This is a genomic window from Bombilactobacillus sp. ESL1202, assembly GCF_058107125.1.
In genome coordinates this window covers 1663791-1676044 of sequence record NZ_CM176590.1, presented here as the reverse complement: position 1 = coordinate 1676044, position 12254 = coordinate 1663791, and the positions used below count along the sequence as shown (strand labels likewise).

Genomic DNA, 12254 nt, shown 5'->3' with positions numbered 1-12254 from the left:
GATGTTAAATCTTATCAAAGCCGTCATCTTAGGAATTGTTGAAGGAATTACTGAGTTTTTGCCCATTAGTTCCACGGGACATTTATATTTAGCGAATGAATTCGTTAAATTGAAAGAATCAACTGCTTTTATCAACATGTTTATGGTCGTCATTCAATTAGGAGCGATTTTAGCGGTGGTCGTGATTTACTTTCATAAGTTAAATCCTTTTGCTCCTAAAAAAACTAGCTCCGAAAAACGCGCGACTTGGATCCTATGGTTGAAAGTTATCTTAGCTTGTTTGCCATCCGTCATTATTGGTCTGCCACTTAATGATTATATGGATGCTCATTTTAATAACTGGCAGGTAATTTCAGCAACTTTACTAATTTACGGTATTTTGTTCATTCTTATTGAAAACTGGAACCAAAAACGCCAACCGCGCTTAACAAACTTAAATACTTTACCGTATTCAATTGCCTTAGCCATCGGTGTATTTCAAGTTTTGTCATTAGTTCCTGGTACTTCCCGTTCTGGTGCAACCATTTTAGGTGCGATTTTAATTGGCACCTCACGCTTTGTTGCCACCGAATTTTCTTTTTTCTTGGCTATTCCTACGATGGTTGGCGCTAGCGGTTTGAAGCTAGTTAAGTATTTCTTACATGGCAATACTTTCACCTTAATGCAAACTAGCGTGTTATTAGTTGGCACCGTTGTTTCTTTTATTGTGGCCTATTTATCAATTAAGTTCTTACTGGATTATATTAAGAAAAATGATTTTAAGGCTTTTGGTTGGTACCGCATTGTACTAGCCTTAGTAGTTATCGGCTATTTTGGCTTCTTAAAATAATATCTAATTTATGTAAAAAAAGATTTCCGCTTTCACCGAGCAGAAATCTTTTTTAGTATCCAATTAAGCTTTGCATATCAGCTGGTAAAGGAGCTAAAACCGTTAATTGTTGTTGTTGAATCGGATCAAAGAAACTCAATTTTGAGCAATGTAATGCTTGGCGGGCAATCAATTTGTTTTGCCCCCCATAAGCCACATCACCTAATAATGGATGTCCTAAAGCCGCAAAGTGTACTCGAATTTGATGAGTGCGCCCCGTAATTAAGTGCACTTTAACCTGTGTAAAATCATCTTTACGAACAACGACTTGATATTTAGTTTGTGCTACTTTGCCATTTTTCTGGTCGACACAACGTAAATTATGATTCGTTGGATCAATCCCAATCGGCAAATTAATGGTTCCTTGTTTTTTCGCCAAATTGCCCTGAACTAAGGCTTGATATTCTTTAACAATTGTTTGCGTTCGAAATTGTTGATCAATTAAATGATGTGCGTAAGCATTTTTCGCAAAAGTTAAAACACCTGAAGTATCACGATCCAAGCGGGATACCAAATGGATAACATCGTTTGATTGCTTCGTTTGTTGTAAATAGCCTTTTACCACATTAGCCATCGTAGCACTAGTTAGACCCTTAGCTGGTAATGAAGCGATGCCTGCTGGTTTATTGACCAACAAATAATTGTCATCTTCATATAAGACTTGTACTGCGCCTAACTGCGCTTTAATTTGATCTGAACCCTGCTCTTTAGGTAAGGTTACAATAATTTCATCGCCACGCCGAATTGGAAAATTCCAATAACGGCGTTTATGATTAACGTAAACTTTGCCCTGATGATATTGAATTTGCTTTAATTGTGTTTTCGAAAAACCTTGTTGTTGCAAAAATTGCCGTAAATTCTGTTGATTTTCTTGTTGTTTAATCCACCGATAATTCATACATTACCATCAATTAAAAAGGCACTACGAACCCGCTGCCAGAAATTTTTATTCCGATAAGAGGCAATTTGAATTTTTTCATTTGCAATGCGATATTCGGTTTTCACAATTAAACTTTTATCGTACGCTAAATTATCAACGGTCAACACATAATCAGCTTCAATTTGCGGAATAACGGTAATTATTTGACCCTTAGGTAAAATTAACGGGGCATTAACCGTACGGTAAACCCGATTATTAATGGGCGCTACTTCATTGAATTGCATCACTTCTAAGTTGGGATTAATAATTGCCCCCCCAATTGACTTGGCATAAGCCGTCGAACCCGTTGGCGTGGAAACCGTAATCCCGTCACCACGAAAACGTTCAAACAACTGACCATCAATCAAAATGTCGGCGCGCATAGTCTGTGTTACCCGCTTTAATTGGGATTCATTTAAAGCCAGAAAATGGTGCTGATCGCCATTAGCATAATAGATTTGCACGTCTAGCAACGGATAAGTCACAATTTCTGTGGGACCTTTTAAAATATTTTCCACCAATTGATTAACTTCAGAATCTTTCCAATCAGTATAAAATCCTAAATGTCCCGTGTGAATCCCAACAAATTTTGTTTTTTCTAATTGCTTATTAAAATGATGAAAGGTACTCAAAAAAGTTCCATCACCACCAACAGTAATTACTAAATCGGGATTTTTGGGTGTAATAGTCACTCCTGCTGCTAATAATTGGGCATTTAATTGCTGTGCTACTTGTCTTGATAAATCTTTAAAATTATTTTGAATCCACACCCTCATGTAGCTGGTTCTCCTTTAAATGTTTAGAATCATTTAACTTTTGATCAGCAAAGTATTTAGGCGCGTCCTGAATTTCTTCACGAATCTTCGACATTTCTTCATCTAACATAAATGAAGCCTCAGCTGCGCGTTTTAACCGTGAATTAATATCTTCCGGAAAGTCGCCTTGATACTTATAGTTTAAAGAATGCTCAATTGTTGACCAAAAATTCATCGCCAAAGTTCGAATTTGAATTTCTGCCAGAATATCTTTAACGCCATTAGCTAACTGGACAGGATAACGTAATACAATATGATAAGAACGATACCCACTTGGTTTACTATTAGTCACATAGTCACGTTCTTCAACAACTGCTAAATCAGTCCGATTATGCAAAATATCAACTACTTGATAAATATCTTCAACAAATTGACACTGGATTCGCAAGCCAGCAATATCTTGCATATCTTGTTCTAATAATTCTGGTGAGATAAAACGGCGCTGCATTTTTTCTTTAATACTGGCAACGGTCTTCACTCTACCCGTTACATATTCAATGGGTGAATGTTCCCCTAAATCAATAAATTCTTTGCGCATACTACGTAATTTGATTTTTAATTCATCAACTGCTTGTTCATATGGCAATAAAAAAGTATCCCAATTTTGATCGCCCATTTTAATCACCTCGCCCGTTTAACTATAACATAATGAATTTTAAAGTTTGAATTTATTTTCCGAGTAAATTTATTAGCAATCAACTTGAACTAAAGCAATTTTTTACCATCATCTAATAAAAGTTTAAGCCTAACTACCACTGCTCATTAAATTTCCAATAAATGAGCGTATCCATTGCATTTGGCCTTCATTATCAGTAGAATTTTAAATTGGTCTTGACCAATTAAGCTCTTTCATATGAAAATAAAGTGCTTATTATTTGAAAAAAGAATTATATCTGGTATCTTAACTTATATATGTTCTAAATTATGGGGTTTTTCAGGAGGCAGTAATATATGTGGGAAGTATTCGTTTTTGTCAATCCGATTGGTCAAAGATGTTTAAAAACTGAACAAATGATCATCGACTTTGCTAAACTTTATCAAATTAATGCTCATTTTAAATTTGTTGCTTTAAACAACTTTTTATCAATGAATAATTATCTCAAAAACAATAACTACAATTTAAGAAATATTAATTTGCGAAATAAGTTAACCGATGATGTTTATCAAGCTACGCTATATTACAAAGCAGCCACTTTTCAGGGGAATAGAAAGGGACGGCAATTTTTAATCAAATTACAGCATGCAATTAATGTACAATCTCAACCATTTAATCTAGAATTAATGAAAAAAATAGCGCTTAGTATCAAGCTTGATTGGAAAGTAATGACTCAAGATGCCAAAAGTGACTTAACTTTAGAACAGTGCATTGAAGATCAAAAAATCGCTTCCGAATTAAAAATCACCGAAACACCAACAACTGTTATTTATGATTATTCACAACATAAAAGTGCGCAAGCTGTCTGCTTAAAAAATGGTTCTACTTTAGAATTAAAGCACGTTTTAAATTCATTAGTTCCATCATCTAAAGCTCCAGCCAATGTTGCCAGTCCTGCCTTGCACTTAGTAAAATAGTGGTTTGCGAAATTAAGGGGAATTTTGCAAAAGCTGCCAACTTAGCATGATACACTAGCGGCACATAACAACCTAAATATTGATAAATTGGAAACACCGCCTGGGTCGGTGTTTTTTTGATCCAAGCTTTTAAATCTTGACGGTGTTGATAACACCAATTTTGTAATTGAATAAATTGTTGATCGGGATAGCGACAGTGGCTTTGGTACCATTGCGTCCAATTAACCGTTTCCATTTGATAGGAAACTAATTGGGGCCTAAATTGCATTAACTCTGGCCACGAAGCAATTTTTTTTAATCGCCACAACAACTGCCGGCTATTAGGATAGACCATTACTTGATAATACAAACGTAAAAAATTTTCCTGTGGTAATTTATAGAAAACATAATATCCCCAACGCGGATTAAAGCTTAAAATACTTTGTAAATGACGCAACTGCTGATTAAGTTGATAATGATATGGACCAAAAATCCATAATGGATGGAGCCCCTTTCGCAAATATTCATGATGACGTACCAATAATTCCGTGCGACTTATCGGCGAACATTGATATTCGATAGCTAATTTTTGATTGGCACGGTGTGCATAAACATCAATTCGTTGCTGCGGATCTAAAACATATTCAATTTGTACTTGAAAATGACGTTGCATAAATTTAGCTAACCAATATTTCCCTTTGTGATGGATAGCTGTCTCGTTATTTCCCCGATGCGTCACTTGATGGCGAAAATAAGGACGTTGATTACGCCGAGCAATGAGTTGAACTGGTCGGTTACATTTAGGACAAAAAACCGCCTGTGGTGCCTGATATTGACTAGCATAAATCAATTGTCCGGTTTTACTTTTAGCTATTAACACAGGAAACACCTTATTTTAATTACAAAAAAAGATACCAAAATAATCTTAAATTGGTTACTTTAACCACAGATTAAAATAGTATCTTTTTTTATTTAAGCAAAATAATATCGCGCTAGTTCCAAAGCCGTCTGTTCCATTACCAAATGACCATACTCAGATAACATTGGCTTAGAAATGTCGGCCAGCGAACCATATTCTTTAATCACAGCAATAACGTCAGCAACATTCACGCTATATAATTCGTCAGGATATAAAGTTAATTCTAAAAAATATTGATTTTGAAATTGATAGAGATTACTACCTAATGAATCAATTTGCAAAACTTTACTTAGGCTAACAAAATCTTCAAAGTCCTTAAAACTAAAAATCAAAGTTTTTGAGGAATCATCCCCATTTACTAAGTCTTCGTCATCGGCTAAACTCGGTTCTGATCGTCCAGAAACCACGTCCAAGGCATGCATCAGATCATGATCAACTTCATTATCACCTTGTTGCGAGTTAGGAACTTTCGTAATTAAAAGATCTAATCCCTTATGATTAGGAATAACCTGAAAAGTGACTGTCTGATCCTGCACAAAAGTATGAGATGTATCAACTTCTTCTAAAATATGATAAAAAAAGGTCTCAATTTGTTTGCGATTGCCGAGTAAATCTAGAACTGTTACTCCACGTTCTGCCAAGTCACGACTTTCCAAAGTTACTCGAATCATGTTTTCATTAACATGTTCCACTTCCACGGCTAACCCACCTCACTTATTACTTAATTCTAACAGGCATCACCAGAAAGTAAAAGGTTAATTTCAAGAATTTTAATTAAATGCTTGTGCCCGTTGTAGCTCTCGCAACTCCATTACCCGAATGGATCTTGGCAAAAAGCGGCGAATTTCATCTTCATTATAACCAACTTGTAAACTTTTCTCATCCATCATAATTGGACGACGTAACAAACCAGGTGTTTTCTCAATTAGACTAATTAATTCATCAACTGTTAAATCATTTAAATTAATTTTTAAAGATTGATAAGCTTTTGAACGTTTGGAGATTATTTCTTCGGTACCATCTTCAGTCATTTGAAGAATTTTCTTAATCTCATCTTTAGAAAGTGGTTGGGCAAAAATATTACGCTCTTTATAAGGGATATTATTATCTTGAAACCACTTCTTAGCTTTTCGACAAGATGTACAACTTGGAGACGTGTATAAGGTTACCATATAGAATTTCTCCTTTTACATAAAATTACAATTAGCTTAGTACAGATTAAATTATAGATATTATAAAATATAATGTCTAGTTTTATGCCTGTCTAATCAATTATTATCCAACACATTAATATTTTTTGTTGGAATCAGCAAAAAATTATTCAATTACTTGCGTCCAGCCTGTTTGGGCACGATCAACCGGAATGTTTCCAGCAGCTTGTTGTGCTTCATCAACTAGCAAATCTAAAGGATAAGTCTGTGGTAAATGTGATAATAACAAGCTTTTAACCTGTGCTGCTTGTGCCAATTGTCCCGATTGTGTTGAAGTCATATGCCAAATTTGTCCAGTTTTGTGAGCGCCAAAATTCGTATCGGTAATTAATAAATTTGCTTGTTGAGCAAAAGAAACTAAATCAGCAAAATAAGCCGTGTCCGCCGTAAAAGTCAAAATCTTTTGCTGCGAATCCAAAATTCTAGTAGCAAAAGTTGGTACTGGATGAATAGTTTGTTTAAAATTAAGCGTAAAGGGTCCCAGTTCTAAAGGGTGCTCGGGTGAATAAGCCCTTGCTTGTGTAAATGACCCAAAGCTCAAACTGGCAAAATTAAGAGGATCTTGCGTATTACCATAAATTGGTAACACTTCATGTTTTTTAGGACCCGCATGTAGCTGCCAATAATATTGTAAAACACCGACATCCGCAATGTGGTCGTGATGATAGTGTGTTAAAACAACGGCATCTAATTGCAAAGGATCTAAATAATTTTGTAATGCATTCAAGACCCCGCTACCACAATCCAAGAGTAAGTTATATCCTTGGTCTTGTAGTAAATAACCAGTCGTTGCCTGCTGCCGGTAAGGATAACCGCCATAGTACCCTAAAACTGTTACTTTCATTAACTTACACCTCGTTAGGAGAATTAATATGTCAGAAATCAGATTAGTATTTGGAACAAAATCTTTTTTAGAAACACATTTGGACAAGGATAGTACACTTGCTCATAATGTGCAACACCCCCAGGATTATTTAATCATTCAAAAACTAGCGGCTACCAAGCCCCAGGAGAATACTTGGCATTCAATTTTACTACAAGTTAATTTAAAAATTTCCACCACTTTTTACCTAGCTTTATTACAATTAAGTCCGGACAATGGCGCTTTATTAATCAATCAAGTGCATAAATTGCCCACTAACAGTATTTTATATCAAAAAAAGAAGCAGCTGCAATTTTTAATTATTACACCTGACCCACAAATTTTAAAATTTATTGCCACTTTATTAAATACCGATATTGAACATCTTAATGCTTCAATTGTTAAATACCTTAAAAGTTCAACAGCGAAGCATTAATGGCCACAATCACCGTTGATAGTGACATCAAAATTGCGCCCACTGCGGGACTTAAAACTAATCCTATTGGTGCTAAAAGGCCGGCGGCTAAGGGTAGTGCCACAATATTATAACCAGCACCCCACCATAAGTTTTGAATGGTTTTACGATGCGTATTTTTAGCTAACTGCAAAAATTTAACAATATCAAGGGGATCACTCTTAACCAAAACAACATCAGCAGCATCAATGGCAATATCGGTTCCCGCACCAATCGCTACTCCAATATTAGCTTGTGCTAAACTAGGGGCATCATTGATGCCATCACCAACCATTAAGACTTGATGACCTTGCTCCTGTAGTTGCTTAATAATATCCCGTTTATCCCTTGGTAATAAATCAGACTTAAATTCCGTAATGCCTAATTTTTGAGCGACTGCTTGCGCAACCAGTTTGTTATCACCAGTTAACATCAAAGGTTTCAAGCCTTGTTGTTTTAGTTGCTTAATCAAAGCTGATGCAGATGATTTAATCTGGTCACCGACACTGACGTAACCTAGAACTTGTTTTTGTGACACTAAATAACTAGTTGTCCCCGTTTGGGTTACTGCTGAAAGGGGCAAGTGTTGCTCTTGTAATGTTTTGAAGTTAATCAATTGGTACTCTTGGTTGTTAATTTTGCCCTTAATTCCGCGACCACTCAAGGTTTGAACTTGATGAGCTGTCAAAAATGACAGCTTCTTTTTTTGGGCTAATTGAACAATACTCTTAGCTATAGGATGATTAGACTGCTGTTCCAAACTAGCCATCAGCAGTAAAATTTCTTCATCTGAAATTTTTTTATCCAAGGACTTAACGGCCTGCACTTCAAAATTACCAACTGTTAGAGTTCCAGTTTTATCTACAACTACGTAATCAATTTGAGGACTAATATCAATGACCTGTCGGTTCCGAATTAACAAACCATTTTGCGATCCCAAAGCTGTACTTTTAGCATTGACTAATGGAATCGCTAGACCTAAGGCATGCGGACAAGCAATTACTAAAACGGTTACCAAGCGTAAAAATCCCGTTTGCAAATTAGTTAAAATACTCCACAAAATAAAAGCTAATAAACCAATAATTAGTGCCGCATAAAATAACCATCCGGAAACCTGATCAGCTAAAGTCTGCAAACGCGATTTAGCCTGCTGGGCGGTTTGAACCAACTGACTGACACCGGCCACAAAACCACTTTGAGCCGTTTGTGTAACCTTAATAACCAAAGTCTGATCCGTATTCAGTGAGCCACCAATCACTCGATCACCAATTTTTTTACTGATCAACTGAGCTTCACCAGTCACTAAAGATTCATTAACTTGACTATGACCAGTAATAACTTGACCATCGACTGGAATTGACGCCCCTGCTTTGACTAATACTTGATCACCTTTTTGCACTTGATTAATATCCACCGTTTGCCAGTGCTGTTGCTGTTTGACAGTGACCTGCTTGGGTAAAAGTTTAGCTAAATCTGCTACTGAATCACTCGCATTCATCACTGAATTCATTTCAATCCAATGTCCCAAGAGCATGATTAAAATCAAAGTTGCCAATTCCCAAAAGAAGTCCATCACTGGCGCTTGATTGGCAACAAAATTGTTCAGGACAAAGGCATACAAACTATATCCATAAGCAGTAATAATTCCCAAAGAAATTAAAGTCATCATTGCTGGTCGGTGTTGTTTGAGCTCACTCAATGCTCCCGTCAAAAACGGCCAACCACCATAAAAGAATAAGATCGTTGCAAAAATCATCACCATCAAATTGGAACCAGGAAATTGAAATTGAAAAGGTAGCCAAACTCCCATTGCTGATGAGCAGAACAAAATTGGCAACGCTAAAATGAGCGAATACCAAAATTTATGTTTCAAATTTCCCATATGCATCATTGTTCCGTTAGGCATCATTTGCATGGAATGCTTTGACATTGCTGAATCCATTTCCATGTTATGATCCATTTTCAGACCATGATCCTGCTTTGAATTATCATGAGACATTTTGACACCCCTCTCCCTTTAAACAATTACAAGCAATTGTTGTTGGTGCAGTTAATTGTTTCTGAGTTAAAATTTGCTGTAATGTGGCAATATCCGCTTGACTTAAATCCAGTTTTTGGATCAAATTAATCAAAGTACTGCCTTGTTTCATGGCACAAAGATGACTAAATAAATCTTGTACGGTTTGATCCATCATTTGCTTTTCACTAACTAAAGGATGATAAATTTGGGGTCGCTGTGATTTATCAACTCGAACAATTTGTTTTTTAACTAAACGTGTCAATAAAGTCTTGATTGTATTGGGTTGCCATGATGTTTGCTTTAAATTATTAATTATCTCTGGTGCCGAAGCAGTATTTAAAGTCCACAAAACTCGCATGACCTCCCATTCAGCGTTGGAAATATTTTCCATTCAGTTATGATCTCCTTTTAATTTTTTATGTTTAACAGTGTCAAATCAATATTAAAATCTTACTACTAAAATCACAATTGTAGTTTAGGCTATCCCTACTCAAAAAACAAATATTTCACTCATTGTACAATCAATCTCCACTCTGCCAAATAATTAACATTAATCTAAACAAAAAATGTGACTGGAATATAAAATCTTCCAACCACATTTTTATTAATTTTAAATTTTTAAGTTAATTTTACTTACGATGATTAGCTACAAAATCATTAACTAATTTTTCATTTTCAGCGTTACTTAAGGAGACATTCAAAGCTTGTTCAACTAAATCTTTTAATTCAGTTGTATCTAAATGCTTCATTAACGAACGAACTCGTAAAATTGAAGTAGCACTCATTGAGTATTCATCTAAGCCCATACCCAATAGTAATGGTACCATCACTGAATCTCCTGCTGCTTCGCCACACATACCAACCCATTTACCTTCTTGATGAGCTGAATCAATTACATGTTTGATTAAGCGCAAAATGGAAGGATTATATGGTTGATAGAGATAAGAAACATGTTCGTTACCACGATCAGCAGCCATCGTATATTGAATCAAATCGTTCGTACCAATACTGAAGAAATCAACTTCTTTAGCAAATTGATCTGCTAAAACAGCAGCGGCTGGAATTTCAATCATAATTCCAACTTCTAAATTAGCGTCAAATGGGATCTTTTCAGAAGTTAATTTATCCATTTCCTCTTTTAAAATTCCTTTAGCTTGCCGGAATTCTTGAAGTGTAGCAATCATGGGGAACATAATACGCAACTTGCCGTATGATGAAGCCCGCAATAATGCCCGTAATTGGGTTCGGAAAATATCCTGCCGATCCAAACTAATCCGAATTGCCCGATAGCCTAAGAATGGATTCATTTCTTCTGGTAATGGCAAATATGGTAGGTGTTTATCGCCACCAATATCCATTGTCCGCACAACAACTGGTTTACCATCCATACCTTCTAAGACTTCTTTATAAGCTTCAAACTGATCATCTTCAGAAGGTAATTCAGCGGAATCCATATACAAAAATTCAGTCCGGTATAAACCAATGGCTTCAGCACCATTAGCTTGAACACCCGCTAAATCCTTTGGTGTACCAATATTAGCGGCAATTTCAAAGTGCTTACCATCAGCAGTCACTGTTTTAGCACTCTTTAATTTAGCCCATTCAGCCTTTTCATTGGCATACTGTTCAGCTAGATCTTGATAATGTTTAACATCATCTGCAGTAGGATTAATGACCGCATCACCATGGACGCCATCAACAATCAAGTCATCACCGGCCTGAACTTCACTAGTTATTGTATCCGTACCAACAATGGCAGGAATTTCCAATGAACGCGCCATAATTGCTGAATGCGCTGTCCGACCGCCAATATCTGTAATGAAAGCCTTGACATACTTCTTATTCAATTGAGCTGTATCACTAGGAGTCAAGTCATGAGCAACAATAATAACTTCATGATCAATTAATGCTGGGTTAGGTAATTCAACCCCTAATAAATGACTCATAATTCGTTTAGAAACGTCACGCACATCAGCTGCACGTTCTTGCATATACTTATTATCAGTCATTGCTTCAAACATCGCGATGAATTTATTAGCAACATCACTTAAAGCTTGTTCGGCATTAACTTTATCAGCTTGAACTTGTTGAGCAACAGCGCCCGTAAATTCAGGATCAGCTAAAATCATTTTATGAGCATCAAAAACTTGAGCTTCTTCTTCACCCAAAGATTCTTTAGCAACATCGCGAATCGTTGTTAATTCAGCGTCGGATTTTTTAATTGCTGCTTGTAAACGATCGACTTCTGCTTGAGCGTCAGTAATCGTTTGTTTTTTAAAGGATAGATCAGGTTGCACTAATAAGTAAGCTGGTGCATGCGCAAAACCATCACTGGCAGCAATCCCCTTTAAAGTTTTAGTCATTATTCTGAAAGTCCTTCTTTAGTCATGGTTTCTGAAATAGCATTAATGGCTTCACTAGCATCATCGCCATCAGCTGTGATTGTAACATCAGCACCTTGACCAACACCAAGTGACATAACACCCATAATTGACTTCAAATTAACAGTTTTTCCATCATATTCTAAATTGATATCAGAACTAAATTTGCTAGCAGCTTGTACTAGCATCGTAGCAGGACGTGCATGAATTCCTGTTTCTGCAATTACGTGAAAATCTTTCTTTTCCATATTTAA

General features: G+C 36.1%; 14 protein-coding genes. 3 read left to right on the top strand and 11 right to left on the bottom strand.

The genetic code is table 11. The features are described from left to right. Position 1 precedes the first annotated feature (1 nt). On the top strand, positions 2–829 hold the full coding sequence (locus AC3B7A_RS07515; protein ID WP_489755479.1) for an undecaprenyl-diphosphate phosphatase: 828 nt from the start codon (positions 2–4) through the stop codon (positions 827–829). Positions 830–881: 52 nt separating this feature from the next. Here the strand turns inward: AC3B7A_RS07515 and AC3B7A_RS07510 are convergent, their stop codons facing one another. From AC3B7A_RS07510 to yjbM, 3 genes are read right to left on the bottom strand one after another with little or no spacing between them, the layout of a single operon-like run. After that, positions 882–1766, bottom strand: coding sequence for an RluA family pseudouridine synthase (locus AC3B7A_RS07510; protein WP_489755478.1), 885 nt, complete (start codon positions 1764–1766; stop codon positions 882–884). Continuing rightward, positions 1763–2563 (bottom strand): NAD kinase, encoded by an 801-nt coding sequence (locus tag AC3B7A_RS07505; protein WP_489755477.1) that lies wholly within the window; start codon positions 2561–2563, stop codon positions 1763–1765. Before AC3B7A_RS07505 ends, AC3B7A_RS07510 begins: the two co-directional genes overlap by 4 nt. Beyond that, positions 2541–3218, bottom strand: a complete 678-nt coding sequence (yjbM, locus tag AC3B7A_RS07500) for a GTP diphosphokinase (RefSeq protein WP_489755476.1) — start codon at positions 3216–3218, stop codon at positions 2541–2543. Before yjbM ends, AC3B7A_RS07505 begins: the two co-directional genes overlap by 23 nt. A 335-nt stretch (positions 3219–3553) precedes the next feature. Here yjbM and AC3B7A_RS07495 point away from each other — a divergent pair, with 335 nt between their 5' ends. After that, the gene (locus tag AC3B7A_RS07495) at positions 3554–4174 is read left to right on the top strand and encodes a DsbA family protein (protein ID WP_489755475.1); all 621 of its coding nucleotides are present in this window, start codon (positions 3554–3556) and stop codon (positions 4172–4174) included. Here AC3B7A_RS07495 and AC3B7A_RS07490 read toward each other — a convergent pair. From AC3B7A_RS07490 to AC3B7A_RS07475, 4 genes are all read right to left on the bottom strand, one after another. Then, a complete protein-coding gene (locus AC3B7A_RS07490) occupies positions 4125–5033 on the bottom strand; it encodes a competence protein CoiA (protein WP_489755474.1) in 909 nt (302 codons plus the stop codon). The two genes, AC3B7A_RS07495 and AC3B7A_RS07490, sit on opposite strands and share 50 nt — an antisense overlap. A gap of 92 nt (positions 5034–5125) precedes the next feature. Next, positions 5126–5770, bottom strand: a complete 645-nt coding sequence (locus AC3B7A_RS07485) for an adaptor protein MecA (RefSeq protein ID WP_489755473.1) — start codon at positions 5768–5770, stop codon at positions 5126–5128. A 72-nt stretch (positions 5771–5842) separates the two neighbouring features. After that, the gene (spxA, locus tag AC3B7A_RS07480) at positions 5843–6244 is read right to left on the bottom strand and encodes a transcriptional regulator SpxA (protein WP_489755472.1); all 402 of its coding nucleotides are present in this window, start codon (positions 6242–6244) and stop codon (positions 5843–5845) included. A gap of 145 nt (positions 6245–6389) precedes the next feature. Continuing rightward, positions 6390–7127, bottom strand: a complete 738-nt coding sequence (locus AC3B7A_RS07475) for an MBL fold metallo-hydrolase (RefSeq protein ID WP_489755471.1) — start codon at positions 7125–7127, stop codon at positions 6390–6392. Between the two features lie 28 nt (positions 7128–7155). On the opposite strand from AC3B7A_RS07475, the gene AC3B7A_RS07470 reads away from it, so the two are divergent. Continuing rightward, positions 7156–7581, top strand: a complete 426-nt coding sequence (locus tag AC3B7A_RS07470) for a hypothetical protein (protein ID WP_489755470.1) — start codon at positions 7156–7158, stop codon at positions 7579–7581. Here the strand turns inward: AC3B7A_RS07470 and AC3B7A_RS07465 are convergent. The 4 genes from AC3B7A_RS07465 to AC3B7A_RS07450 all read right to left on the bottom strand — a co-directional run bounded on the left by AC3B7A_RS07465 (position 7556) and on the right by AC3B7A_RS07450 (position 12248). Next, positions 7556–9598: a copper-translocating P-type ATPase gene (locus AC3B7A_RS07465; protein ID WP_489755469.1), complete on the bottom strand. Its 2043-nt coding sequence runs from the start codon at positions 9596–9598 to the stop codon at positions 7556–7558. The two genes, AC3B7A_RS07470 and AC3B7A_RS07465, sit on opposite strands and share 26 nt — an antisense overlap. Continuing rightward, positions 9588–10010 carry a CopY/TcrY family copper transport repressor gene (locus AC3B7A_RS07460; protein ID WP_489755468.1) on the bottom strand — a complete coding sequence of 141 codons (423 nt, stop codon included), beginning with the start codon at positions 10008–10010 and terminating at the stop codon, positions 9588–9590. The genes AC3B7A_RS07465 and AC3B7A_RS07460 overlap by 11 nt, the downstream gene beginning before the upstream one ends. 238 nt (positions 10011–10248) lie before the next feature. Further along, complete coding sequence (ptsP, locus tag AC3B7A_RS07455; protein WP_489755467.1) at positions 10249–11982, bottom strand: phosphoenolpyruvate--protein phosphotransferase; 1734 nt, start codon at positions 11980–11982, stop codon at positions 10249–10251. Beyond that, a complete protein-coding gene (locus AC3B7A_RS07450) occupies positions 11982–12248 on the bottom strand; it encodes a phosphocarrier protein HPr (protein ID WP_489755466.1) in 267 nt (88 codons plus the stop codon). The genes ptsP and AC3B7A_RS07450 overlap by 1 nt, the downstream gene beginning before the upstream one ends. Positions 12249–12254: the final 6 nt, after the last annotated feature.